We start from the raw sequence: 26,739 nt of genomic DNA, 5'->3' as shown, positions 1-26,739 counted from the left end.
AATAATAAATTTTTTTCTTAATTTTAAAACCTCTTTTATTTAATTAGTAAAAATTTATGTATAAGTTAAATAAAAGATTAATATTATGAAAGGAATTTAAATATATATATAGAATATATATAATAGGTGATGCTATGAAAATAAGAGAGAATATTGAAGAATTTGAAAGAATTAAGTTAAATAAGGTAGCACAGTTTGCTGAAAATTCACTTGGAAGAGAGCGTGAAGAAGAACAAGATGATATAAGAACTTGTTTTATGGTTGATAGAGATAGAATAATCCATAGTAAATCATTTAGAAGGTTAAAAAGAAAAACACAAGTTTTTATAAGAACATATGGGGATCATTATAGAACTAGACTTATTCATACATTAGAAGTATCACAAATTGCAAGAACCATAGGGGTAGCTCTTTCTTTAAATGAATATTTAATAGAAGCTATTTCTTTAGGTCATGACTTAGGTCATGCAGCCTTTGCACATATTGGAGAGGATATATTAAATGAATTTTTACCAGGTGGTTTTAAACATAATGAACAGAGTGTAAGGGTTGTTAGAAAAATAGATAAAAAGGGAAGAGGATTGAATTTAACAAAGGAAGTATTAGATGGAATATTGCATCATAGTGGATTCTCAAATATTACACAAAATGCGGCAACATTTGAAGGACAAGTTGTTAGGTTTGCAGATAAAATAGCCTATGTTAATCATGATATTGATGATTCTATTAGAGCAGGTATTTTAAAAGAAGAAGAGTTACCGAGACATCTTGTTGAAATATTAGGTCATAGCAGTAGTAAAAGGATAGAAACTTTAGTTAAAGATTGTGTTTTTAATACAATGAATAATATGAAAAATAATAAAATGAATGTATCTCTAAGTAAAGATGTTGGGGATGCACTTTTTGGGCTTAGAAGTTTTTTATTTAAAAATGTTTATTTAGGAAAGTTTTTAGAGGATGAGAGAAAAAAAGCAGAGTTTGTTTTAAGTAGAGTTATAGAGTATTACTATAATAATTGTCATGAGATGCCAAAGCTTTATAAAAACATCTGTGAAGAAGAAGGAATTCATAGAGGAGTAGCTGATTATGTAGCTGGAATGACTGATGATTATTGTTTAAATGAATTTAATAAAATTTATATTCCAAAGATTGTGATTTATTAAGTATTTTTGGAATAATTAAAGCTAAATATTGCTAAAATATAATTATTGTGAATTTAGACTTGAAAAATAATAAAAAAAAAGTTATATTTAAAATTTGGAAAGGAATTTAGCAATTAATGTCGAATAATAATTAATTAGCAAAAAAATTAAGAAGGTGAGTAGGTTTCTTGCGAATTTCAGAAGAAATTATAGAAAAAGTTAAAGAGCAGAACGATATTGTTGATGTTGTTTCTGATGTTGTAAGACTAAAAAGAGCAGGAAGAAACTTTTCTGGCTTATGTCCATTTCATCATGAGAAAAGCCCATCTTTTAGTGTTTCTCCAGATAAACAAATATTTAAATGCTTTGGTTGTGGAGAAGCTGGAAATGTAATAAGTTTTGTTATGAAAACCAAAAACTTAAACTTTGTTGATGCTGTTAAGGAGCTTGCAGATAGAGCTAACATAATAATTCAAACAGAGGATGGTAAACAAAGTGATGTTCAGAGAAAAAAACAGGTTTTATATAACATAAATAAGCAAGCTGCTAGATATTACTTTTCTAACTTGCAAAATAACAAAGAAGCCAAAGAATATTTCTTAAGAAGAGGAATAAAAGAAAATATATTAAAAAGCTTTGGACTTGGATATTCTAAGGAAGGGTGGCAAAACACAATAAACTATCTTAGAGGTCAAGGATTTAGCAATGAAGCTATTGAGGCTGCAGGATTAGGAATAAAAAGTGAAAAAGGTACTTTTTATGATAGATTCAGAAACAGAGTTATTTTCCCTGTTTTTGATTACAAAGGAAGTGTAATAGGATTTGGTGGAAGAGTTTTAGATGATTCAAAACCTAAATATTTAAACTCACCAGAGACTATGGTATTTCACAAAGGGACCAATCTTTATGCTTTAAACTTTGCTATAAAAAATGGGCTTAAAGAGAGAACATTAATAATTGTTGAAGGATATATGGACTGTATATCACTTCATCAGTATGGAATTACTAATGTAGTTGCTTCTTTAGGAACTGCATTAACTGATAATCAAGCTAGATTATTAAAAAGATATGTAGATAGAGTAATAATATCTTATGATGCAGATATTGCGGGTCAAATGGCTACTTTACGTGGGCTTGAGATATTGCAAAATGCTGGATTAGATGTTAGAGTACTAACAGTGCCTAAAGGTAAAGATCCAGATGAATTTATTAGAGCTAATGGAAGAGAAGCTTTCATGAAATTAATAGAATCTGCAAAAAAACTTATAGATTATAAACTTGGAAGAGCTAGGATTGGAATTGATTTTTCAGATAATAACTCTCTTATTAAATACGCAGAGAGAGTAGTAAATATATTATCAGCTCTTAATCCTATAGAGAAAGATGTTTACATAAAAAAAATTTCTGAGGAAACATCTATAAAAGAACAAGCATTTTATGATTTGTTGAACAAAAAGATGACAAATATCAATAAAAAAAATGAAAATGTGAATAATAAGGAAGAATATGGAACAAAATTATATGTAGAGCCTCCTTATGTTAAATGCGAAAGAAGTGTTTTAAGACTTCTTAGTATGGAGGAAAGCCATGACTTAGTAATGAAATATTTAGAGGATGATTTAATTTCTCCAAATATTAAATTATTAGAAGATATAATAAATAAAGCTATTGAAGACAATGGATTTAATGGATTAGAAAATTATATTGAGGCGAAATGTGAAGATCCAAAAGTTTTAAAAGAATGGCTAGAAGTAAAAGATTTACTTATATTAGATCATTCTTCTAATATAGAAGTTCTTGTTAAAGATTATATAAGTCTTATAAGAAAATATAAACTAGAACAAGAACAGACTACTGTACTTAAAGAATTAAAAAGATGTGAACAAAACAATATGTTTAAGGAATCACTTGAATTAGTTAAAAGAGCTAAGGAAATAAGTGATAAACTTAAACAATTAGAAAGGAGTAAGTAGTTTTAATGGCGGAAGGAGGTAATAAAATGAAAGCTAAAACAACAAAAGCAAAGAAAAATGAAGGTAAAGAAGTAAAAGAAAAAACTGACAAAATGGTCTTAGTAAAAAGGCTTATAGATAAAGGAAAGAAAAGCGGTTCATTAACTTACAAGGAGATAATGGAGGAGCTTGATGAAATAGAATTAACTCCAGAACAAATAGAGAAAATCTACGAGGTTCTTGAGTCAATGGGTATAGAGGTTATAAGTGAAATTGAGCAAGAAGAGGAAGAGGAGGAAGAATTAGATCTTTCTGTTCCAGAGGGAATTGCAATAGATGACCCTGTAAGAATGTACTTAAAAGAGATAGGTAAAGTTCCACTATTATCATCAGAAGATGAAATAGCACTTGCTAAGAAGATAGAAGAAGGAAGCAACTATGCTAAGAAAAAGTTAGCAGAAGCAAACTTAAGACTTGTTGTAAGTATAGCTAAGAGATATGTTGGTAGAGGAATGTTATTTTTAGACCTTATACAAGAAGGTAACTTAGGTCTTATAAAGGCAGTTGAAAAATTCGACTACAGAAAAGGATATAAATTTTCAACATATGCTACATGGTGGATAAGACAGGCAATAACAAGAGCTATCGCTGACCAAGCAAGAACTATCAGAATACCAGTTCATATGGTTGAAACTATAAATAAGCTTATAAGAATTCAAAGACAATTAGTTCAAGAGTTAGGAAGAGATCCTTTACCAGAGGAATTATCTAAGCAAATGGATATGCCAGTTGATAAGGTAAGAGAAATATTAAAAATAGCTCAAGAGCCAGTTTCTTTAGAAACTCCAATTGGGGAAGAGGAAGATTCACACTTAGGTGACTTTATTCCAGATGATGATGCTCCAGCTCCAGCTGAGGCTGCTGCCTTCACTATGTTAAAAGAACAATTAATTAATGTTTTAGATACTTTAACACCTAGAGAGGAAAAAGTACTAAGATTAAGATTTGGATTAGATGATGGAAGAGCGAGAACTCTTGAAGAGGTTGGTAAAGAATTCAACGTAACAAGAGAGAGAATTAGACAGATTGAAGCTAAGGCTCTTAGAAAGTTAAGACATCCAAGTAGAAGTAAGAAATTAAAAGATTACTTAGATTAATATATTTAGAGGTTGTGTTTTTGCACAACCTCTTTTAAGTTTAAATTTAAAATATATTTTATTGTAAATAATATTAGTGTATAAAATTGTATATTTTTGTGAATAAAAACTACAATTAAATAATGAATAGGTTTTATGATATAATTAGTCTGAGGTGAAGTAGTAAATGACAAAGTTTAGGGCTAGAAGAGGGCATGGAGTAATTGAACTTTTTGCTTATTTTTTAGTAGGAAATGCATTGTTAATAATTCTAAGTAACATTATAAATGGTTATTTAGAAAGAAATTTAGTGGTTGTTGCAAGTTTAATTTATAGTGGAGTATGTATTTATTACATTCTACTTGATTTATCCTTAGTTTATGAAGTTAATGATGAATACATTGAAATAAACTGTTTTAGAGGGTTAAAGAAGCTTAGGATAAACTTTGAAGATATAAATGGTTTCTTAGAACAGGATAAGTTTATAAATGGTTTTAAATTATCAGGTTTTGGAAAGCATAAATATTGTTTTGGTAGATGTGTAGTTAATAATGTTGGACTTGCGCGTATGTTTGTAACTTGTGGGAAAAAAGTTATATACATACATACAGAGGAGGTAAGTTATGGATTATCTCCAGAGGATTTTAATGAATTTAAAAATTTAATAACTTCTAGAGGCATAAAAGAGGAAAGTTTTGAAGTTAAGATTAATAATGTTAGAACTATTATAAAAGATAAAAGTTTTTATATTCCTTTTATAGTAACATCAGTTTTAATATTAGCAATTATTTTAATACCATCAATTTTATATTTATCAGGAAATATTCCTGATAAAATGCCATTGGATTTTAATTCTAATTTTATTCCTTGTACCTTTGGAAGTGGTAAAGAATTCACAGTAAGACAAATTATATATGGCATAATGAATATGGTTTTATTAGTATGTATGTATTATGCAGGACATTTTTGTGCTAAGTATGATAAAAAGCTTGCAAAGAGATATATTTATATTTCTTTCATAATATCATTAGTATTTTTAGGTTCTCAAATACAAACATTGATAAACTATTTGTAGAAAGTGGGATAGCATGGAACTAAGTAAAAGATTAAAAAAAATAGCTGAGCATGTTGATAAGTGTGAAAGTATAGCTGATATAGGAACAGATCATGGATATATACCAATCTATCTAGTTAAAGAAGGCATTTGCAAAAAAGCCATAGCTTCTGATATAAATAAAGGACCAATAGAAAAGGCTAAGGTTAATGTTGTATTTGAAGGTGTATCTGACAAGGTTAAATGTCTTTTAGGTCCTGGTCTTAATCCTTTAAAAGTAGGAGAAGTAGATGGAGTTATATTAGCTGGTATGGGAGGAAATCTTACTAGAGATATTTTGTTAAATGATATGGATAAGGTTAAAAAATATGACTTCTTAATATTACAACCTGCTCAAAATCCAGAGGTTTTAAGGGAATTCTTGTATAAAAATAATTATGAAATTTTAGATGAGGATTTAATTAAAGATGAAGGAAGATTCTATGAATTATTTAAAGTGAAATATAATGAAACTTCAGAAAAATTAGTTTTTGAAGATGAGTTAGATTATGAGGTTAGCCCTCTTTTAAGAAAGAAAAATCATCCTTTATTAAAAGAATTCTTAGAAGAAAAAATAAAAATGTGTGAGAAAATATCAAACTTTATTAAAGATGATACAGAAGCTGCTAAAAAAAGAAAAGCTGATTTAGAAGAGAAAGTTAATAAGCTTAAGGGGATGTTATAATGAAATTAAATGACATTATAAATATAGTAGAAGAGATAGCTCCAGTTAATTTAAAAGAAGACTTTGACAATGTAGGTCTTATGGTTGGAGATAGAGAAAAAAATATAACTAAAATTTTATTGGCTTTAGATTGTACAGAGGATGTTATTTGTGAGGCTAAAAATTTAGGGGCTGAACTTATTTTAACTCATCATCCACTTTTATTTAGAAAGCCAAGCGAAATAACAACAGATACTTTATTAGGTAGAAAAATAATAGAGCTTATTAAAAATGATATAAATCTTTATTCAGCTCATACTAATTGGGATTCTGTTAAAGGTGGATTAAATGATACCTTAGTAAAAATCTTAGGTTTTGAAGATGGAATCATTATGGATAGAAATAAGTTTGATAAAGAGGCTGGCATAGGAAGAGTTGTTGATTTAAGAGAAGAAATGAAGGTTATTGATGTTATAAACTTATTAAAGTCTTCTTTAGGAATTAAAAATTTAAGATATTCAGGTGATTTAGATAAGTATGTTAAGAAAATTGCTATTGTAAATGGCAGTGGGCAAGATTTCTTTTATGATGCAAAGAGGTTTGGGGCAGACTTAATAATAACAGGAGACACAACATATCATTTTGTTTCTGATTATAGAGAAATGGGATTAAACATTATAGATGTTGGACATTTTAATTCAGAATGGCCTGTATTAATTAATTTAAGTGAAAAGGTAAAAGAAAAATTAGATGGAGATGTTGAATTCTTTATATCAAAGGTTTCTAAAGATCCATTTGAATTTATATAGTTTTGGTATATAATAGGTATGGTGTTATAATAAACATCATACCTAAAATTTTATATAAAATCCAAGAAATATTGGTAGAGGTTCGTAACCATCCCTCTATAAAAAACTAAGGGCTGTAACTGTATTATGGGATAGTTATACTCTTTAGTATGCCTATAATATAGTTTTTATTATTTTCAAAGAATTTTTAAAGGGATAAGGAATGTTTTGAGAGTAATAGCAGCGCCTTTTGGTTAAGTTAAATCAAAGGGAGGAAATAAAATGGACAAGAGAAAAGTGATTATTGATTGTGATCCAGGAATAGATGATGCCTTAGCATTAATTCTTGCATTAAAATCAGAAGAAATTGAGGTTGTTGGAATAACAACTGTATCAGGAAATGTAGAAAGTATTCAGGGAGCTAAAAATGCTTTGAAAGTTTTAAAGCTTTTAAATAGATTAGACATTCCTGTATATGTAGGAGAGAGTGTGCCTATTAAAAGAAGCCTTGTAACAGCTCAAGATACTCATGGTGATGATGGGATTGGTGAAACTTTCTTTGAAGAGGTATCACAAGATTTAATAAAAGAGGGTGCAGTAGACTTTATACTAAATACTCTTAAATATAATGAAGATATTAGTATTATAGCATTAGGACCATTGACTAATTTATGTAAGGCCATTAGAAAAGATAGTAAGGCTTTTCATAAGGTAGAGGAAGTAGTTTCAATGGGTGGAGCTTATAAAAGTCATGGAAATTGTTCACCAGTTGCAGAATTTAATTACTGGGTAGATCCACATGGTGCAAAGGAATTCCTTGAAAAATATAAGGGGGAATTTACTATGGTAGGATTAGATGTTACAAGAGAAATTGTGCTTACTCCAAATTTAAGAGAAATGATACATCAATTTAAGGATGAAGTTGGAGATTTCATCTATGATATTACAAGATTTTATGTGGATTTTCACTGGGCTCAGGAAAGAACGCTAGGATGTGTTATAAATGATCCATTAGCTGTAGAATATTTTATAAATAGGGATCTTTGTCAAGGATTTAAAGCCTACGTTGATATTGCTTGCTCTGATATATCAATGGGTCAAAGCGTTGTTGATGTGGCTGATTTTTATAAAAAGAGAAAAAATGCTCTTGTACTTGAAAAAGTTAATAGCAAGGAATTTATGCTTAGATTCCTAGGTAAGATATTCCCAGACCATATTAGAGATATTAAAAATATACTTAATAATGAAAAATATGGGGTTTAGGGGGATAAAAATGAGAAATTCAAAGAGTTTAAAAATATCAATAGTAGGAATAGGAATAGCATTAAATATAATAGGGGCATTTATAGCTTTAAATTTAAGATTACCAATTTATTTAGATTCATTAGGTACAATAATGGTTGGATTTATATTAGGACCAGCCTATGGAGTGGCTACTGGAGTTTTAGGAAGTATAACAAGTGGAATAACTTTTGATATATATTCTTTATATTTTGCACCAGTTCAAATATTCACAGGATTTTTTGCAGGATATTTTTATGAAAAGGGTCTAATGAAAGGAAAGAAAATATTTATAAGTGTGTTTATAATGACTATTTTTGTTAGTTTTAGTGGGGCATTAATAACAGCTTACTTATTTAATGGATTCACTTCATCAGGTTCAAGTTATATAATAGTTATTTTAAACAATTTAGGGGTTAATAAAGTTTTAAGTGCCTTTATAACTCAGTTTATTACAGACTATAGTGATAAGCTTTTAGCAGCATTAATAATGGTACAAGTTGTCAGAAGACTACCTAGTAGTATTTTAGCTAAAACCCAAAGAATCAGATAATAAATGGGGCTTTCATAGGATTTGTTTTAAACTGGTGCTAAAATTAATGATATTATTAGGTATTAAGTTCTTCAATCTTAGATGAACTCTGATTTAAACTAGTATTGAAATTAAGTAGGTCTTAAGAGATAGCTAAATAAAAACTCTCTTAAAACAGAACAGTTTGATAGAAGGTAAAAATTTTTTAGTTAAAATTAAAATTTAGAAAATGGAGAAATGTAATGGATAGATATAATGTTATACATAATAAAAACAATAGAGAAATTGTTTTATTAAAGTCTTTTCCTTGTGTATGGGGAAAATGTGCCTTTTGTGATTATATAGAGGATAATTCAAATAATGTAGAAGAAATAGTTAAATTAAATAAAGAAATCCTATCTAATGTAAAGGGAGTTTATGGTGTATTAGAAGTTATAAACTCAGGAAGTGTATTTGAATTACCTAAGGAAACATTAGAAGATATTAAAAGGATTGTGGAAGAAAAGAATATTAAAAAACTTTTCTTTGAAGCACATTGGTGTTATAGAAATAGATTAAAGGAAATAGAAGAATATTTTAATATTCCAATAATATTTAAAACAGGTATAGAAACTTTTAATGATGATTTTAGAAATGAAGTTTTAAATAAAAATGCTAGATTTAAAGATGTTAATGAAATAAAGAAATATTTTAAATCAATATGCTTAATGGTTGGGATAAAAGGGCAAACCAAAGAAATGATAAAGAGAGATATGGAAACTCTTTTAAATAATTTTGAGTATGGAACAGTAAATATATGGACTGAAAATACAACTAAATTTAAGAGAGATGAAGAACTTATAAAATGGTTTGAAAAGGAGTATTCTTTCTTAAAGAAAAATGATAACAACATAGAAGTTCTATTTGAAAACACAGATTTCGGTGTTGGAGATTAAGAGTTTATAGGGCCTTTTTGTTTTGCTATATACACTTTAGGTAGGGGAGTCTTCATATAATATAATAATAAAAATACTTAGGATAGAGTTTATGGGATCAAATTTTAATAATAACTTAAATCAAGATTGTTTTAGAGAGTTAAAAAATGATTTTCATAGGTTGGTTAAAAATTTCAAAAAAATTATGGGAAGATAAAAAAGTGTAGTAACTATAATAAAAATAAGATAAACAATGAACTTAAATGGTGTGTTATAGGTGGATTTTTAATACTTTTAATAATAAGTCAAGTAGGTATTCCTATTGCATTTTTAGCTACTATTATTATATTGATAACAGTACTGTGGAAGAGATGGTAAAAATTTTATTTGAAAAAATCAATTTAATATGTTAATATTAATCTTGCGAGTAAGCCAGACAATTGCTGCTAGTCTTTGAACTAGGAGAGGAAAGTCCGAGCTTCATAGGGCAGGATGCTGGATAACGTCCAGTGGAGGTGACTCTAAGGATAGTGCAACAGAAATAAACCGCCTAGACTTGTCTAGGTAAGGGTGGAAAGGTGAGGTAAGAGCTTACCAGTGTATAGGTGACTATACTGCTATGTAAACCCCATTCGAAGCAAGACCAAATAGGAGGACATATAGGGGCTGCCCGTCCCGTCCTCGGGTGTGTCGCTTGAGCCTATCGGTAACGGTAGGCCTAGATAGATGATTGTCAAATACAGAACTCGGCTTATAGACTTGTCTCGTTTTTAAAAACACTAGGTTATTTACCTAAGTGTTTTTTTATTTTTATAGGTAATTTAAAAATATACTAGGTTTTTATTGTATAAATCTCTTTTATATTACAGTATTAATTTATTTTAATTGGATATATCTAATATAGAAGATTACAAATTTGAAAGGAATTCGTAATATAGAAAAATATGAAAATATATCTAAGAAAGATATAATTAAGTATGTAAGATATAAAAGGAGTTGAAACTAATGAAAAAATTATTTGAGGTTATGGAAGTTATATTTTTAGTTTTATTTTTAGGTTATGATGAGAAAAAATTTAAATTACAATAGGATGTCTCCGTCAATTAAGTTTAAAGTTTTTTTATTAAAAATAAAGTGTTTTTAAATTTAGAATGAAAAAAATTTAGTTAAAATAATAAAAAAAAAGGATAGTCTTTTTTCTTTAAGGCTATCCTTTTGTTTTAAGAAATTTATTTAAAAACTTTAATGATGTTTCAAAATAAATTATTTAGAAGTTTTTATTAAAATGCCCAGTTTCCATTCTCAAAAACAGAAATTTTAGTACCATCATGAGTTAAACCAGTTATTTTTAAATCTTTAGTTCCTATCATGAAGTCAACATGAGTTAATGAATCATTTGCACCTGCTTTTTCTAATTCTTCATTGCTCATATTTTCACCATTTTTAATACATAATGAGTATGCTTTACCGAAAGCTAAGTGACATGAAGCATTTTCATCATATAAAGTATTAAAGAATATTATTCCTGAGTTTGATATTGGTGAGTCATAAGGAACAAGTGCAACCTCTCCTAAGTGTTTAGCCCCTTCATCAGTATCTAAAAGATGTTTTAATGTATCATATCCTTCTTCAGCTTTAAAATCTACAACTTTACCATCTTTAAATGTAACTGAGAAGTTATTTATTAAGTTTCCACCGTAGTTTAATGGTTTTGAACTATAAACTATTCCATTAACACCATTTTTGTGTGGCATTGAGAAGACTTCTTCTGTAGGCATATTAGCTATGAATTCAACTCCATCTTGAGTATATTCAGCTCCACCAGCCCAAAGATGATTTTCTGGCAGTTCAATTGTTAAATCTGTTCCTAATGAATTTTCAAAGTGAAGAGATTTTAAATTCTTTTCGTTTAAATAATCCATATGGAATTTTAATGTTTCTTTATGTTTATTCCAAGCAGCTACTGGATCATCAGCATCAACTCTAACTATTTTAAATATTTCACTCCATAATTTATCTACTGCTTCTTCTTCTGATAATTCAGAGAATATTTTTTTAGCCCAAGCTTTTGTTGGAATAGAAACTATTGACCAAGAATTTTTATTGCTCATTAATAATTCGCTGAATTCTCTTAAGGCAGTACTTGATGATTTTCTAAAAGCTGCAATTTTAGCTGGATCTATATTTTTTAGAAGTTCGGGGTCAGAAGCTGATATACTTAAGAAACAAGCACCTTCTTTAGCATAGCTTAATCTTGATTCTTTCATCCAATCTGGAAAGCTTTCAAAAACTTCTAATGGGGAGTATTCATATTTTAATTTGCTGCTTATTTCATCGCTCCATTGAACAACTACTTCTTTAGCTCCTTTTTCGTAAGCTGATTTAACAAGCATTCTTGTAAATTCTGCACATTCTATAGGTGATGAAATTACAAGAGTTTGGCCCTCTTGAACGTTTACTCCTATATGTGTGGCAAGTTTTGCATAATTTTCTAACATGCTTTGAAATTTATCCATAATATCAGGCCTTTCTTTACAAATTCTTATAATATATTATAATCTACAGAAATTTATAAAACAAATAATAAGAATTATTATTTTTATAAAAGACCATTTAATCTCATGATAAAATCATAATATAAATCCCCTTTTTCTGAAGTGCATCCATAATCAATCAAGTAATAATTATCATTTAGAAAACCCCATGAACTATGAACATATAAATCTTCTTTAAAAAGTAGAAATTTTTCAGAAAGATTAGCTATATCTTCATAAACTGTGTTTTCATCTCTTAATTCATCTAATTTAACAAAAGAGGCTCTTCTAATGTTTAAAAGCTTTTCTGCTCTAGGCATAATCAAAAAGTTTTTTTTATAAATCAAAACTGGACAGAGATATCTTTTAAGATTTAAGGGGGTATTATTATATATATAGCTTTCAACAAAATTTTGATGAAGTCCATCTTCATCTTTAGCAACCTTAACAACTAAATTTTTATTTAATGCAAAAACTTTTCTTGCAATTCCTTCCCCTAAAAAAGTGAATTTTTTTTTATAATCTTTTATTGAGAGAGTATCCAAATATTTAATTAATATATTTAAATCATTTATATCCATAAAAAAACCTCAAAATATTTTACTATAGAATATGAAATAAAAATAAAAAAGTTAATTTGAAATGTTTTTAAATTTATAGTAAGATTAAGAATTCAAAAGGATTTAAATATTTATAATAAGTAAATTAAAATGTTATAATGGTTATAGATTATTAGATTAGTATGTTACAAATTAAATGGTAAGGAGAGAACAAAAGTGAAGAATTTTCTTGAAAATTTAATAGAGGATAATAGACAATACGTAGAACATGGAAAATTAGCATCATATATTCCAGAATTAGAAAAAGCAAATAAAGAAGATTTAGGTATATATATAGTTACTCTTGATGGTAAAGAAGAGGGTGCTGGAGAGTATGAAAAGAAATTTACAATCCAGAGTATATCAAAGGTTATAAGTTTAATGATTGCAATCTTAGATAATGGAAAAGATAGAGTGTTTTCTAGAGTTGGAGTTGAACCTACTGGAGATAGTTTTAATAGTATAGTTTCATTAGAGAGAAAACCATCTAAAAAACCTTTTAATCCAATGGTTAACTCAGGAGCTATCCTAACTACTTCTTTAATAGAGGGAGAGGATGTTGATGATAAATTCCAAAGGATTTTAGAGTTTACTAGAAAAGTAATGGGAAATGATACTATAGATTTAAATGAGGATGTTTATTTATCAGAAAAAGAAACTGGGGATAGAAATAGAGCCTTAGCTTATTTTATGAAGAGTAATGGAGTTATAGAAGGAAATATAGACGATATATTAGATTTATACTTTAGACAATGTTCATTAGAAGTAAATGCAAAGGATTTAGCTAGACTTGGTGCAATGCTTGCCAATGATGGAGTATTACCTTGGAGTGGAGAAAGAGTAATATCAAGGGAAGTTTGTAGAATAATAAAAACTATAATGGTTACTTGTGGAATGTATGATGACTCAGGAAAGTTTGCAGTTCATATAGGAATTCCTGCTAAGAGTGGAGTTGGCGGAGGAATAATGGCTGCTGTTCCAAGAAGAATGGGTATAGGTATATTTGGACCTGCTTTAGATGATAAAGGAAACAGCATAGCTGGTACTCATGTTATGAAAGATTTATCAGAGGAATTAGATTTAAGTATTTTCTAAAATATGATAATATAATTAAAACTAATGGAAATAATTAAAAGAGTATTAAAAACTTTTGTGACTAAAATTTATAAATATATTCTTTTCATATTTATAAATTTTAGTTTTATAAGTTTTATACCTTTAGATAATATGAACAAGAATATGTTATTTAAATAAACATAGTTGGAGGAAGAAATGAAAAGATTATTAATATTGGACGGAAACAGTCTTTTAAATAGAGCATTTTATGCAGTACCCCTTTTAAGTAATAGTGAAGGTACTCATACAAATGCTATTTATGGTTTTACAAATATGCTTTTTAAAATGAAAGATGATATAAAGCCAGATTATATAGTTTGTACTTTTGATAAGAAAGCACCTACTTTTAGACATTTAGAGTATGGTGATTACAAGGCTGGAAGAAAGAAAATGCCAGAAGAACTCTCAGAACAGTTTCCAATAGTAAAGAAAATGCTTAAGCTTTTTTCAATTACAACTTATGAGTTAGATGGATTTGAGGCTGACGATATTATAGGAAGTTTAGCTAAGTTTGCAGAGGGTGAAGGAATTGAAGTATTCGTAATGACTGGAGATAAGGATGCTCTTCAATTAGCTTCTCAAAATATAAATGTATGCATAACTAAAAGAGGAGTTTCTGAAACAGAGGTTTACAACTTTGATAGAATGGTTGAAGAATTTGGGGTTACTCCAACTCAGTTTATAGATGTTAAGGGGCTTATGGGAGATAAGTCAGATAATATCCCAGGAGTGCCAGGGGTAGGAGAGAAAACTGCATTTAAACTTATAAAAGAGTATGGCTCAATTGAAGCAGTTTTAGAAAATATAGACAACATAAGTGGTAAGAAGTTAAAAGAGAATTTAACAGAATATAGTGAACAAGCAATATTCTCAAAAAAACTTGCAACTATTATGACTAATGTTCCAATAGATTTTAACCTAGATGAAATAAAATCTAAAGAAGAATACAATAAAGATGAATTAAAAGCCTTATTTACAAAGCTTCAAATGAAATCTATTATAGATAAGTTATCAGATGGAGAGGAAGAGGAACCAGAATTAGAGGTTCAATGTGAGGTTATAGATAGTAAAGAAGTGTTAGAGAAAGCACTTGCTTCTTTAGAAAAAGAAGTATTCATAAATTTCACTTATTTAAATGAAGAAAAATATTCTACTATAGAGATTGATAAAATATTTATAAACTTTAATGATAAAAACTATGAGATTAATTTTAAAGAGTTAAAAGAAGATGAAAGCAATTTAGAATTATTTAAGAAGTTTTTTGAAGAGAAAAATATATTAAAGAATGGATATAGTGTTAAAAATGCCATAACTGCCTTAAGAAAGTTAGGAATTAAGTTAAATGGATTAGCTTTTGATTGTGAGTTAGCCGCATATTTAATAGACTCTTCAAAGGGTGATTATAAACTTATGTCATTGATAAATAGCTACCTTTCAAAATTCCCAAATATTAAAGAGGGAGAAGAAAACAAGGTAGAAATATCATTTATGAAGGATTTAACTTATGTTTTAAAGAAAAAAATAGAAGAAGAAAAAATGGAAAGATTAATGTATGACATTGAGCTTCCTTTAGAAGTGGTTTTATCTTCTATGGAATCAATAGGATTTAAGGTTAATAAAGACATATTAGATGAGCTTTCAATAAAGTTTAAAAAGGAAATTGATGAAACTCAAAAAACAATATTTGACCTAGCAGAAGAAGAGTTTAACATAAATTCTCCAAAGCAACTTGGAAAAATATTATTTGAAAAATTAGATTTACCTGTTATAAAGAAAACTAAGACAGGATACTCAACAAATGCTGAGGTTTTAGATAAGTTAAAGGATAAGCATCCAATCATAGAGAAGATAACATACTTTAGACAACTTTCTAAAATTTACTCAACATATGTTGAGGGATTAAAAGCTGTTATTGATGAGGATGGTTCTATTCACTCAACATTTAACCAAACAGTAACAACTACAGGAAGACTTTCATCAACAGAACCTAATCTTCAAAATATACCTGTTAAATATGAAATGGGTAGAGAAATAAGAAAGGTGTTCATACCAAAGAATGAAGGAGACTTATTAATTTCAGCTGACTATTCACAAATAGAACTTAGAGTACTTGCTCACATAGCTGATGATAAAAATATGATAAATGCATTTAATCATCATTCAGATATACACACTAAGACAGCATCAGAAGTATTTAAGGTACCAGTTGAAGAGGTTACTACTTTAATGAGAAGTAGAGCAAAAGCCGTAAACTTTGGTATAGTTTATGGAATAAGCGATTTTAGTCTTTCACAGGATTTACACATAAGTAGAAAAGAAGCTAAGGAATATATGGATATATATTTTGAAAGATATCCTAAAATTAAAGAGTATATTTCAAATGTTATAGAAGAGGCAAAAACAAAGGGATATGTTTTAACTATGTTAAATAGAAGAAGATATATACCAGAAGTAAATGCTTCAAATAAAATAGTTAAATCTTTAGGGGAAAGACTTGCAATGAATGCTCCTATACAAGGGACAGCAGCAGATATAATAAAGCTTGCTATGGTAAATGTATATAAAAAAATAAGAGAATTAAATTTAAAGAGTAGATTAATACTTCAAGTTCATGATGAACTTATAATAAATGTAGTTGAAGGTGAACTTAATGAAGTTAAGAAACTTCTTAAAGAAGAGATGGAAAACACTATTAAGTTAAGTGTTCCATTAGATGTGGATGTTAACATAGGTGAAGATTGGTATAAATTAAAATAAGGGAGGATTTTGTTATGATTAAAGTAGGGCTTACTGGAGGAATATGTTCTGGTAAAAGCACTATATCATCTATGATAAAAGATGCAGGAATAAAAATTATTGATGCAGATATTATTGCTAGAGAGGTGTTAGAAAAATATCCTGATATACTTTTAAGAGTGAGATCCACTTTTGGAGGGCATTTCTTTGATTGGAGAGGTGATTTTAGAAGAAGAGAGTTTGGAAATCATATTTTTAGGTTTCCAAAGGAAAGAATTAAGTATGAGGAAATTATAATGCCTTATATAAAAGAAGAGATTGCTATGAAGATTAATGAACTAGAAAAATCAGGTGAAAAGATAGCAATTGTTGATGGTGCAACATTAATAGAGAATGATATGCATAAAGACATGGATATGGTTGTTTTAGTTTGGGTTGATAAAAATAGTCAGATCGAAAGAATAGGATTTAGAGATAAACTAAGTAAGGCTGAGGCTATAAATAGAATAAATTCTCAGTTAAGTTTAGATAGAAAAAAAGAATATGCTAATTTCATAATTGATAATAGTGGCAATTTAATTAAAACCAAGGAACAGGTAGATGATTTGATAGAGTTTTTTAATTTATATAAATAGGAGAGTTATATGAAAAAAATTATAAGGCTTATAATTTTTTTATTAGCCATATATTTATTGTTTTTAGGTAGTACTTATATACTAAAGAGTGTTATATTTCCGCTTAAGTATATGAATTATGTTGAAAGATATAGTGAAGAGTATAAATTAGATCCGTATTTTGTATTATCAGTAATGAAAGCAGAAAGTAATTTCAATGAGGAAGCTAAATCTAATAAGGATGCAAGAGGTCTTATGCAAATAACTTCTTCAACTGGAAAATGGATAGCTAAAAAACAGGGAATAGAGGATTTTGATCCAAAGCTTTTAAATGAACCAGATGTTAATATTAGATTTGGATGTTGGTATTTAAATAACTTATATAGTGAATTCCACAATTGGGACTTAGTTATTGCTGCTTATAATGCAGGAAGAGGGAGAGTTAATGAGTGGTTAAAGAGTACTGAACATTCAAATGATGGGAAGAATCTTACTTATATACCTTTTAAAGAAACTGATAAATATGTAAAAAAGGTGAATGTTTATTTTAATATTTATAAATCACTTTATACTTAATTAAATTTAATTGGGCTGTATCAAAACTTAATAATAAAACTTACAAATATATTCTTAGAATTACTAGGTATTCTTTCAGATTTGTTCATAAGTTTTATTAAAAGTTATTTTGATATAGCTCAATTATTTTTTAGTAGATATAAAACATAGGAGACTTTAGTGTTTTAGGAGGAGATAATGTTTGAAGAGGTTTTTGATAATAGTTAGTATAATTTTAGTTATAGGAATAGTTTTTGTAGGAGTTAATAGAGAATATTTTAAGTCAGTACATATGAATGTAAATTGGAGTGATAATTTTAACCCCCCAGAAGAGGAAAAGCTTTTAAATTTTATAGAGTCTAATTTAAGTAAATCAGGATATGGAATATATACAAACTATTTAGATAAGAATTCAGAGGGAGATATAACAAAGGGGCACTCTGTTTTATCAGAATCAGAAGGGCTTATAATGCTTTATGCAGTAAATGCTGATAAGAAAGAGTTATTTGATAATAATTTTGATATTGTTAAAAAAATGAGACTTAAAAATGGACTTATAAGCTGGAGAAAAGATGGAGATAAAAATTCAAGTTCTTCAGCAACAATTGATGAACTTAGAATAATTAAAGCTTTACTTTTAGCTAATAATAGATGGGGTAATTTTTATTATAAGTTCTATGCTGTAAACATAGCTAATTCATTATTAAAACATGCAGAAGAAAATGGAACTTTAGTTGATTACATAGATGAGTACGGAAAAGGTAATACAACAACCTTATGTTATTTAGACTTACCAGTAATGAAGTTGCTTGGTCAACTAGATCCTAAGTGGAATGAAGTTTATAAAAAGTCTAACTTAATAATAGAGAATGGAAAAGTTTCAAGTGAAGTTCCACTATATAGAAAAGTATTTTATGAAGATACAAAAAAGTATGATGAAGATAAAAATATAGATTTATTGTTATCAACAATTGTTATTTTAAATAGAATTGAAGCTAATGAAAATGAAGAGGCATCAATTAAATGGATAAAAGATAATTTTAAAAAAGATGGATTTTTAGTTGCAACCTATGATTCTAAAAGTGGAGAACCTACATCTAAAATAGAATCACCTTCAATATATGCAAATGTTGCTTTAATAGCTAATCATATTGGGGATGAAAAATTATTCAACAAGGCAATAGACAAATTAAAATACTACCAAATAGATAATAAGGAAAGTTTATTATATGGTGGTTTTGGAGATGAAAAAAATAATAGTGTGTATTCCTTTGATAATTTAAATGCATTATTAGCTTTTCAAAAATATAAGGAATAATTAAAAAATATTTTGCGTATAAATATATTGTTAAATTTTTATATGCAGATATGGTGAAATGGCAGACACGGTATCTTGAGGGGGTATTACTTTTAAAGTGTGCGGGTTCAAATCCCGCTATCTGTACCAAATAAAAACTCCTTAGAATTAACTTAAAATAATTCTAAGGAGTTTTTTTATTTAAATTTTAAGAATATCATAAATAAACTTAAGTATAAAAGTTAAGCTTATAAGGGGGGGTATTTTTTTATTTAAATTTTTGTATAATATAGTGATATTAATTTTAAAAGGGATTATATATGAGTAAAAACTTTGATTATAGTGTTAATTTTAGTGATGAATTAGAGAAGTGTTTTAGGGAAAGTGAGTTTGTAGGGGAAGGGCATAATGGAGTTGTATTTTTATTAGGTGAAAATAAAGTTATTAAGATATTTAGAAAAAATAGTGTGTGTAAAGATGAATGTGGCATAATGAAGAGGGTTAGTAAGTCTAGATTTTTCCCAAAGCTTCATGAAATTGGTGAGAGATATATGATTAGAGAATATGTTGATGGGGTTCGTCTAGATAAATATTTAAGAAGAAAAAAACTAAATAGAAAACTTTGTGAAGAGCTTTATAATATGATATTAGATTTTGAAAAATTAAGATTTAAAAGGATAGATATTAGATGTAAGGATATTTTCATTCAAAAGGATTTTACTTTAAAGATAATAGATCCTAAAAATAATTATAAAAAGAAAGTCGTTTATCCTAGACATCTTTTTAAAGGGCTTTATAAAAGAAAGGAGCTTGAACCTTTTTTTGAATATGTTTTTCAGATTGATAAGGCTAGAGGAGTATTTTGGGAAAGAAAGTTTGAAAAATATTTAGAAAATAACGATATATGAATAAAGTATTAAGAGATATATAAGAATTAGTAAATTAAATATTATTTATATTTAAACTGTTTTGATTTAGGCGTATGGTATTATTAAAGACAATTTGTACTGTATAGTCTAAAAAAGGAGTTGAGTATTATGAGGGAGAGTTTTATATTTAAAGATAGCGAAGGGAAAAATTTACAAGCATATAAATGGAGTAGTGGAGAAGAATATAAAGCAGTGGTTCATATATTACATGGCATGACTGAAGATGCTGTTAGATATGATGAATTTGCAGAGAAACTTGTTAATGAAGGCTTTTTAGTTTATGCCCATGATCATAGAGGACACGGTTTTACAGCAAAGAATAAAGAGGATTTAGGTTATATTGCTGATTGTGAAGGCTTTGATTGGCTAATTAGAGATGCTAAGGAGTTTATTGAATCTTCTAGAAAAAGACATAAAGGATATAAGATAATATTAGTTGGACATAGTATGGGATCTTTTGTAAGTCAAAGGCTTGTACAAGAACATGGAGAACTTATAGATATTTTAGTATTATCAGGAACTAATGGAGAGCCAGACAAATTAGCTCCTTTAGGTGAAAAAATAGCTGATTTAGAAATGAAATTAAAAGGAAGAAAATATAAAAGTAAGCTTATGGATAAACTTATTTTTGGGGGATATAATAAAAAATTTGAGCCTACTAGAACAAATTTTGATTGGCTTTGCAGTGTTGAAGAAGAAGTTGATAAATATATTGAAAATGAGAAATATGGTTTTATATGTTCTACCTCATTTTATTATGATTTAATAAGAGGGGTAAAAAGCATACATAAGGATAAAAATATGAAAAAAATAAATAAGGATATGCCAATATATATTTTTGCAGGAGAGTGTGACCCTGTAGGTAATTTTGGAAAAGGTATAGTGAATTTAAGTGATAAGCTTAAAAAATATGGGGTTAAGGAAGTAGTTTATAAGTTATATAAAGATGGTAGGCATGAAATGTTAAATGAAAAAAATAAAGAAGAGGTTATGAATGACACAATTGAGTGGATGTTGAAAAAGATTTAAAAGATATATATAATTATGGTTTAAGAGTGTATTTTAATACACTCTTTTTATATTTAATACAAAATATTTTGGAAAAGTAGGTAGAGTATGAGCGTTGATTATAGAGTGATAGATAAGTATATAAGAAATGGGGATAAGGCTCACGATGAAGGAAATTTAATAAAGGCATTAAATTTTTATTTAAGAGCTGAGGAATTACTTGAAGATGAAAAAGATATAGATTTAATAATAAGCATAGCTCTTATGTTTGATGAACTTGGAGAAAGTGAAAAAGCTAAGGAAAAGTATAAAGAAGCTTTAAAAGTTAATAATTTTGAAGTGAGAGCATATTATGGATTAGCTGTTATATATGATGAAGCAGAAAATTATAGGGTAGCTGTGGAGCTTTATAAAAAAGCATTAGATATTAATCCACTATATGATAGAGCATTATTTTTCTTAGCCAATGCCTTAGATAATTTAGGAGATAAAGAAGAGGCTATAAAATATTATAAACAAACAATAGAAGTATGTCCTGAGGATTTCTGGGCTCACATAAATTTAGGGTCAATATATGAAGAGAGAGAGATGCTTCAGGATGCTTATAGAATGTTTTCTAAAGCACTTCAAATTGATGGAGAACATTATTTAGCCTTATTTAATATGGGCGTTATATATAAGAAGTTAAATCTATTTGATAAGGCAAAAAATTTTTATGATAAATCAATGAAGAAAAACTTTGGATATCCATTTACGTTTTTGAATTTAGCAGTTATATATAAAGAAGAGGAAAATCTAAAAAAAGGAATAGAGATTCTTTCTTTAGGTTTAAGGTTTAATCCAGAAAATCATTTCTTATTTTATAATAGAAGTTGCTTTAAAGCCTTATTAGGAGAAGATTTAGAGAGTGCAGTAGATGATTTAATAAAAGCTTTAGAATATTATCCTGACTTTATGAAATATATAAATAAAGATAATGATTTAGCTTATGTTAGGGAGAATAAAAAATTTAAAGAATTTGTAGAAAAAATAGAAATTAGTAAAAGCTAATTTCTATTTTTTTTTTTATATTAATTTACAATAAATGAAAAATATTTACAAAAAGATAAATAAATTTATATAAGGTTTATGATAATGTATAGTTGTATGGGATATTTAAAGGGGTGAATTACTTTGGAGTATTTTGAGGAATACATATATTTAAAGTTGGACAAAGTTTTAGAATTTAAAAATAGATTCTTAATAATGTGTTTATGTTTAGTTTTTATATACTTATTAAATCCATATGTTGCATTAAATATATCAACATTAATAGAAACAATACTTATATTCACTATAATGTTTGTAGTAACAACTATTTTTAAGTTTTCAAATAAAAATATATTTAAAGTTATAATTTTATTGTTATTAATCATTGCTTTATTAAAATTTTATACTCTAACATATTTAGTTTTAGGGCGTTATAAAGATAATATGATTGAGTATGTAAAACTTAAAAGTGTAGCTATTTCTTTAATACTTGAGAGTATATACTCTTTATTTTTAGTTGTAAGCTTTAAAAGAAGAGAATTTATTAAAAAATGGAAAATATTTTCTATAATACTTATAGGATTAGTATGTTTGTTTATTAGGGATATTTACATGTTTTGGGGAGCTTCTATATTCTTTATTATAATAATACTTTTGGAAATAAAAGATATTAAATTAGTAAAGAATAAGTTTTTAAATCATGTGAAAATATTATTATTAACAAACCTATTATTAATAATACTGGATTTTTTAACTTTTACATCAGGTTTTACATGGATATTATTAATTACAGATATATTAAAAATAGGGTCATATTATTTAATATATATTAGTACTTCAGAAATGTTAATAAGAAGACCTTATAACTTTTTAAACAATAAAATGATACATAGAAATAATAAGATTAGTATTTTAAGTGAGCGTATGGAGGAAAGTAATAGGGAGTTTAAAAAGTTTAATATGGAAATAAGAAGTAAGGAAACTTATTTTAAGGATTTTTTAGAAAACCTTCCAACTTCAATAATAATTTTAAACAAAAGTAATTTTAGAATTTTTACTACAAATAAAGAATTTGTAAAAGAAATGAGAGTAAGTGATAAAAGGAAAATAATAAATAAAAATATTTTTGATTTGGTAGAAGTTAAGAATAAAGAAAAGTTTTTATTAACGAAATCTGGAGTTGCTTCTCTTAAAATAAATGATTATGAAATTTTTTGGGATATAGAAATATTAGCAGAAACAAGGGATAAATTAATAATATCTTTGAAGAATATTACTGAATTTAAAAAATCTGAGAAGATAAAAGCAGATTTAAATAAAGAAACTTTAGAAGAGCAGATAAAAAATGATTTTTTATCTAGTATATCTCACGATCTAAAAACTCCCATAAATGTTATTTATACCTCTTCTCAATTGCAAAGAAAGATGTTAGATAGTTCTGATTTTGAAAAAATAGATTATTATAACCAAGTTAATAAAGAAAATTGTATGATTTTAATGAGGTTAGCCAATAATTTAATTGATTCTTCTAAGATTGATTATAATTACTTAAAACCTAATCTTCAAATTTATAACATAGTAGCATTGATTGAAGAATTCATAGACAAGCTATCTGAATATATAAAAGATAAGAATTTAGGATATATTTTTGATACAAATGAAGAAGAGCTATATGTTAAATGCGATTATGAGTTTATACAGAGAATAGTTATAAATCTTATTTCAAATTCAATAAAACATACAGAGTATGGGGGTATAGCTGTAAATATAAAAGGAAATGAAAATAAGGTGATTATTGAGTTTAGTGATACTGGAGAAGGGATGGATGAAGAGTTTTTAAAAAATGCATGCTTAAGGTATTATAAAGGAAATAAAAGTGACAGTGGAATAAAAAACAAGAGTACTGGTATTGGATTATATATAGTTAAGAACCTAGTAGAATTACAAAACGGTAAAATGAAGATCTCTTCAATAAAACAGGTAGGTACTAATATAAGAATAGAATTTAATAGGGAGAAAATATAGGTGAATTACAATGTTAAAGATGAAAATCCAAAATTACAATATTATATTTTAAGAGGAATATATATAACATTAATTACTATTTCTGTACTTTATTTTAATAAAAGTAATTATGATTTTTTTTATAAGGCATTAAGAGTTTCTTCAGTTGTATTTTTAGGCATAGCCTTATTTATAGGAGAGAGTACTAAAATAGGAAATAAAAAAAATTTAGTTTCTTACCTTAATGCAGGTTTAATTTGGATTATACTTATAAAGATAATGTTTATAATTGATAATAATGTTTTTATTATAAGTAATAAGATGTTTTTTTATCAATTGTTTAGTATAATTTTGCAATATATTATTTTCCTTTCTATAGTCTTAGAGAGGAAAAAGAAATCATCTTTTAAAAGTCTAAATAGAAAATTAATGTTAATATTTTTAATTGGGAATTTAATTTATTTTTTTATATTTAGTAGTATGAAATTTTTAAAAAAGACAATGGTTTTATTATGTTTTAAAAATATTGTGTTTTTAGTCATAATATTTTTATTTTTAATTACTTTTATGAATATTGTTATTATTAGTGAAAAAGATGATGATGAATTTTTTTATTATTCCATAATATATATATTGTTAAACTCAGTTGGAAATTTAGTTATATTAAATAAAATAGGAAATGGATTAAATATTTCTGTATGTGGAATATTTCTAGGAATGCTTATTGAATTTACTTCTTATTATGTATTGGCAGAGGGGCTAATAAGTTCATCACTAAATAAAAGTTTTAATGATTTAAATAAAGTTATGAGTATTAAAAAAAAGGAATACAGAAAAAATAGAAAGTATTTAAATAAAAAGATTAAGGAATTAAAAGAATTAGAAAATCTACTAAATCAAGAAGAAATTTTATTTAATGAAATTGTATCATCTATAGGAGATTATTTGTTTATGTTTAATGATGATAAATTATTTTATCTTAATAATAAGGCATTAAACTTATTAGGAATAAATAATAGAGAAGAAATACTTCTTAAAAATATAGAAGTTGTTAAAGAGATGATAAGTAAAAGAAAAATGTATGATAAAGCAAAACTTGGATTAGATGGATATAGTGAAATAATATTAAAAACTCAAGATAATGAATTTTTAGATGGAGAAGTTTATACAATTCCTTTAGGAGAAAACTATACTGTCATAATAATAAAGGATGTAACAAAAAGAAATAATGTTTTAAGACTAAATAAGTATTTAACTAAACAATTACAAGAGGAACATATAAAGGGAGAATTTTTCACAAATATATGTCATGAATTAAGAACTCCTATTAATGTTTTGAATTCAGCTCTTCAATTAAATGATTTAAATATAAAAAATGAAAATATAGAATCAATAGAAAAAAATAATTTAATAATAAGAAAAAACTGTTTAAGGCTTATTAGAACCATAAATAACTTTATAGATGCTAATAGAATATCAGAAGGACATATAGATACAGTTATTATGGTTTATAACATTGTGGAAGTTGTTGAAAATACTATAGATGCTTCATCAGAATATATAAAAAAGAAAAATATAAATATTATATTTGATCCAGACTTTGAAGAGGCTTTTGTAGCTTTTGACAAGGATTTATTAGAAAGAGTATTACTTAATATACTTTCAAATTCATTAAAATATGGTAAATACAATGGAAAGGTGTATATAAGAATATATTTTGAAGAAAAAAACTTAGTAATAATGATAGAAAATGATGGTGATATTATTAGTTTTGATGAACAAAAATATATTTTCGATAAGTTCACTAAAAATAATAAGGCTTTAAACAGAACTCAAGAAGGAAGTGGACTAGGCCTTTATATAAGCAAATCTCTTATGAATATTATGGGGGGAGATTTGAAAGTAAATGTAAATGAAGAAAAGGGCAATCAATTTAAACTTTATTTTTATGATATTGAGTTGTTTAAAGAAAATGAAAGTATAGAGCTTGAATTTAAAAGTGATTTTTATAATCTTATGGAAAAGGTTGAAGTGGAGTTTTCTGATATTTATATATAATAAACATATAAGGTCAAAAGTTGGAGTAAAAGCTTTTGCATTGTTTTTTGATATTTATATATAATAAATATTTCATAATAAACATATACTTACATTGAGGAGTGGTGTATGTGAATATATTTAAGGTTAATAGTAAATTTAATTTAGGAGACCTAATAATAAGTCTTTTAATAAGTTTAGGTGGAAGTTTAGTAGTAGGAAAATTAATAAGTGGAAATGCAAAAATGTATGAGAATCTTAATAGACCTTGGTTTAGCCCACCATCATGGGTGTTTCCAGTTGTTTGGACAGTATTATACATACTTATGGGCATAGCAGCTTATAGAATATATTTAAGGTATAAGAGTGGAGAGAAAACAAAAGTGGAATTATTGCTTTATGGACTCCAGTTAATTCTAAATTTTGCATGGAGCATAATATTCTTTTGGTTTAAATTATATGGATTAGCTTTTATTGAACTTATAATATTATTGATTATTATAATAATAACCACAATAAAATTTTTTAAATTTGATAAGATAGCAGGATGGCTTATGGTTCCTTATATAGTATGGGTTTCCTTTGCAGGAGTTTTAAATTTATTTATATGGATGTTAAATGAAATGTAGAAAATATTAGATTTTTTAACATTTCTTTAGAAAATTATCTGACTTATATAAGTGACTTATATTTCATAGGCTATGAATAAATTGAATTTTATATTATAATAAATAAAGATTAGAATTTATTTTGAAATAAAAATAAGTGAATACTCACAG

The 26,739-nt window shown here is 26.8% G+C and carries 22 protein-coding genes, 1 tRNA gene, 1 other RNA gene and 1 riboswitch; of the genes, 22 read left to right on the top strand and 2 right to left on the bottom strand.

What is annotated here, in order from left to right:
- Nucleotides 1–134: 134 nt before the first annotated feature.
- From Q1K13_RS02195 to rnpB, 10 genes are all read left to right on the top strand, one after another.
- Nucleotides 135–1,163, top strand: coding sequence for a deoxyguanosinetriphosphate triphosphohydrolase (locus tag Q1K13_RS02195; RefSeq protein ID WP_300347412.1), 1,029 nt, complete (start codon nt 135–137; stop codon nt 1,161–1,163).
- Nucleotides 1,164–1,330: 167 nt separating this feature from the next.
- Entirely contained in the window at nt 1,331–3,115 is a 1,785-nt protein-coding gene (gene dnaG, locus Q1K13_RS02190) for a DNA primase (RefSeq protein ID WP_300347410.1), read from the top strand.
- Nucleotides 3,116–3,120: 5 nt separating this feature from the next.
- Nucleotides 3,121–4,251: an RNA polymerase sigma factor RpoD gene (gene rpoD, locus Q1K13_RS02185; protein WP_498038032.1), complete on the top strand. Its 1,131-nt coding sequence runs from the start codon at nt 3,121–3,123 to the stop codon at nt 4,249–4,251.
- Nucleotides 4,252–4,417: 166 nt separating this feature from the next.
- Nucleotides 4,418–5,305, top strand: a complete 888-nt coding sequence (locus Q1K13_RS02180) for a PH domain-containing protein (protein WP_300347406.1) — start codon at nt 4,418–4,420, stop codon at nt 5,303–5,305.
- Between the two features lie 13 nt (nt 5,306–5,318).
- The gene (locus Q1K13_RS02175; protein WP_300347403.1) at nt 5,319–6,008 is read left to right on the top strand and encodes a tRNA (adenine(22)-N(1))-methyltransferase; all 690 of its coding nucleotides are present in this window, start codon (nt 5,319–5,321) and stop codon (nt 6,006–6,008) included.
- Entirely contained in the window at nt 6,008–6,796 is a 789-nt protein-coding gene (locus Q1K13_RS02170) for a Nif3-like dinuclear metal center hexameric protein (RefSeq protein ID WP_300347401.1), read from the top strand. The genes Q1K13_RS02175 and Q1K13_RS02170 overlap by 1 nt, the downstream gene beginning before the upstream one ends.
- Before the next feature lie 71 nt (nt 6,797–6,867).
- A riboswitch (PreQ1 riboswitch) is annotated at nt 6,868–6,912 on the top strand.
- Nucleotides 6,913–7,057: 145 nt separating this feature from the next.
- Nucleotides 7,058–8,038: a nucleoside hydrolase gene (locus tag Q1K13_RS02165; RefSeq protein ID WP_300347399.1), complete on the top strand. Its 981-nt coding sequence runs from the start codon at nt 7,058–7,060 to the stop codon at nt 8,036–8,038.
- Between the two features lie 10 nt (nt 8,039–8,048).
- On the top strand, nt 8,049–8,609 hold the full coding sequence (locus Q1K13_RS02160) for an ECF transporter S component (protein WP_300347397.1): 561 nt from the start codon (nt 8,049–8,051) through the stop codon (nt 8,607–8,609).
- Between the two features lie 221 nt (nt 8,610–8,830).
- Complete coding sequence (locus Q1K13_RS02155) at nt 8,831–9,523, top strand: radical SAM protein (RefSeq protein ID WP_300347394.1); 693 nt, start codon at nt 8,831–8,833, stop codon at nt 9,521–9,523.
- Nucleotides 9,524–9,926: 403 nt separating this feature from the next.
- Nucleotides 9,927–10,273, top strand: an RNA gene (gene rnpB / locus Q1K13_RS02150) — RNase P RNA component class A.
- 509 nt (nt 10,274–10,782) lie between these two features.
- Here the strand turns inward: rnpB and Q1K13_RS02145 are convergent.
- Nucleotides 10,783–12,018 (bottom strand): aminopeptidase, encoded by a 1,236-nt coding sequence (locus Q1K13_RS02145; RefSeq protein WP_300347392.1) that lies wholly within the window; start codon nt 12,016–12,018, stop codon nt 10,783–10,785.
- Nucleotides 12,019–12,101: 83 nt separating this feature from the next.
- Nucleotides 12,102–12,617 (bottom strand): hypothetical protein, encoded by a 516-nt coding sequence (locus tag Q1K13_RS02140; RefSeq protein ID WP_300347391.1) that lies wholly within the window; start codon nt 12,615–12,617, stop codon nt 12,102–12,104.
- Between the two features lie 195 nt (nt 12,618–12,812).
- On the opposite strand from Q1K13_RS02140, the gene glsA reads away from it, so the two are divergent.
- From glsA to Q1K13_RS02080, 12 genes are all read left to right on the top strand, one after another.
- Nucleotides 12,813–13,730, top strand: a complete 918-nt coding sequence (glsA, locus tag Q1K13_RS02135; protein WP_300347390.1) for a glutaminase A — start codon at nt 12,813–12,815, stop codon at nt 13,728–13,730.
- A gap of 177 nt (nt 13,731–13,907) precedes the next feature.
- Nucleotides 13,908–16,508, top strand: a complete 2,601-nt coding sequence (gene polA / locus Q1K13_RS02130) for a DNA polymerase I (RefSeq protein ID WP_300347388.1) — start codon at nt 13,908–13,910, stop codon at nt 16,506–16,508.
- Between the two features lie 14 nt (nt 16,509–16,522).
- Nucleotides 16,523–17,122 (top strand): dephospho-CoA kinase, encoded by a 600-nt coding sequence (gene coaE, locus Q1K13_RS02125; protein ID WP_300347386.1) that lies wholly within the window; start codon nt 16,523–16,525, stop codon nt 17,120–17,122.
- Nucleotides 17,123–17,131: 9 nt separating this feature from the next.
- Complete coding sequence (locus Q1K13_RS02120; protein WP_300347383.1) at nt 17,132–17,677, top strand: lytic transglycosylase domain-containing protein; 546 nt, start codon at nt 17,132–17,134, stop codon at nt 17,675–17,677.
- A 181-nt stretch (nt 17,678–17,858) separates the two neighbouring features.
- Complete coding sequence (locus tag Q1K13_RS02115; protein ID WP_300347380.1) at nt 17,859–18,974, top strand: glycosyl hydrolase family 8; 1,116 nt, start codon at nt 17,859–17,861, stop codon at nt 18,972–18,974.
- A gap of 44 nt (nt 18,975–19,018) precedes the next feature.
- A tRNA-Leu gene (locus tag Q1K13_RS02110) sits at nt 19,019–19,103 on the top strand.
- A gap of 170 nt (nt 19,104–19,273) precedes the next feature.
- Nucleotides 19,274–19,861 (top strand): hypothetical protein, encoded by a 588-nt coding sequence (locus tag Q1K13_RS02105; protein WP_300347378.1) that lies wholly within the window; start codon nt 19,274–19,276, stop codon nt 19,859–19,861.
- 129 nt (nt 19,862–19,990) lie between these two features.
- Complete coding sequence (locus Q1K13_RS02100; protein ID WP_300347376.1) at nt 19,991–20,911, top strand: alpha/beta hydrolase; 921 nt, start codon at nt 19,991–19,993, stop codon at nt 20,909–20,911.
- A gap of 87 nt (nt 20,912–20,998) precedes the next feature.
- A complete protein-coding gene (locus Q1K13_RS02095; RefSeq protein WP_300347373.1) occupies nt 20,999–21,940 on the top strand; it encodes a tetratricopeptide repeat protein in 942 nt (313 codons plus the stop codon).
- A gap of 123 nt (nt 21,941–22,063) precedes the next feature.
- Nucleotides 22,064–23,944, top strand: a complete 1,881-nt coding sequence (locus tag Q1K13_RS02090) for a sensor histidine kinase (RefSeq protein ID WP_300347371.1) — start codon at nt 22,064–22,066, stop codon at nt 23,942–23,944.
- Entirely contained in the window at nt 23,945–25,981 is a 2,037-nt protein-coding gene (locus Q1K13_RS02085; protein WP_300347368.1) for a sensor histidine kinase, read from the top strand.
- 110 nt (nt 25,982–26,091) lie between these two features.
- Complete coding sequence (locus tag Q1K13_RS02080; protein ID WP_300347366.1) at nt 26,092–26,589, top strand: TspO/MBR family protein; 498 nt, start codon at nt 26,092–26,094, stop codon at nt 26,587–26,589.
- Nucleotides 26,590–26,739: the final 150 nt, after the last annotated feature.

It is taken from the genome of Clostridium sp. (genome assembly GCF_029267215.1).
Classification (GTDB): Bacteria; Bacillota; Clostridia; order Clostridiales; family Clostridiaceae; genus Sarcina.
The sequence above is the reverse complement of the archived record's forward strand: the minus strand, read 5'-3'. Positions and strand labels throughout refer to the sequence as shown.

Excerpts from the sequence above, each read along its gene's own strand:
- Q1K13_RS02195 (WP_300347412.1), top strand. The coding sequence starts at position 135 with ATGAAAATAAGAGAGAATATTGAAGAATTTGAAAGAATTAAGTTAAAT.
- rpoD (WP_498038032.1), top strand. The coding sequence starts at position 3,121 with ATGGCGGAAGGAGGTAATAAAATGAAAGCTAAAACAACAAAAGCAAAG.
- Q1K13_RS02180 (WP_300347406.1), top strand. The coding sequence starts at position 4,418 with ATGACAAAGTTTAGGGCTAGAAGAGGGCATGGAGTAATTGAACTTTTT.
- Q1K13_RS02175 (WP_300347403.1), top strand. The coding sequence starts at position 5,319 with ATGGAACTAAGTAAAAGATTAAAAAAAATAGCTGAGCATGTTGATAAG.
- Q1K13_RS02170 (WP_300347401.1), top strand. The coding sequence starts at position 6,008 with ATGAAATTAAATGACATTATAAATATAGTAGAAGAGATAGCTCCAGTT.
- Q1K13_RS02165 (WP_300347399.1), top strand. The coding sequence starts at position 7,058 with ATGGACAAGAGAAAAGTGATTATTGATTGTGATCCAGGAATAGATGAT.
- Q1K13_RS02160 (WP_300347397.1), top strand. The coding sequence starts at position 8,049 with ATGAGAAATTCAAAGAGTTTAAAAATATCAATAGTAGGAATAGGAATA.
- Q1K13_RS02155 (WP_300347394.1), top strand. The coding sequence starts at position 8,831 with ATGGATAGATATAATGTTATACATAATAAAAACAATAGAGAAATTGTT.
- Q1K13_RS02145 (WP_300347392.1), bottom strand. The coding sequence starts at position 12,018 with ATGGATAAATTTCAAAGCATGTTAGAAAATTATGCAAAACTTGCCACA.
- Q1K13_RS02140 (WP_300347391.1), bottom strand. The coding sequence starts at position 12,617 with ATGGATATAAATGATTTAAATATATTAATTAAATATTTGGATACTCTC.
- polA (WP_300347388.1), top strand. The coding sequence starts at position 13,908 with ATGAAAAGATTATTAATATTGGACGGAAACAGTCTTTTAAATAGAGCA.
- coaE (WP_300347386.1), top strand. The coding sequence starts at position 16,523 with ATGATTAAAGTAGGGCTTACTGGAGGAATATGTTCTGGTAAAAGCACT.
- Q1K13_RS02120 (WP_300347383.1), top strand. The coding sequence starts at position 17,132 with ATGAAAAAAATTATAAGGCTTATAATTTTTTTATTAGCCATATATTTA.
- Q1K13_RS02105 (WP_300347378.1), top strand. The coding sequence starts at position 19,274 with ATGAGTAAAAACTTTGATTATAGTGTTAATTTTAGTGATGAATTAGAG.
- Q1K13_RS02100 (WP_300347376.1), top strand. The coding sequence starts at position 19,991 with ATGAGGGAGAGTTTTATATTTAAAGATAGCGAAGGGAAAAATTTACAA.
- Q1K13_RS02095 (WP_300347373.1), top strand. The coding sequence starts at position 20,999 with ATGAGCGTTGATTATAGAGTGATAGATAAGTATATAAGAAATGGGGAT.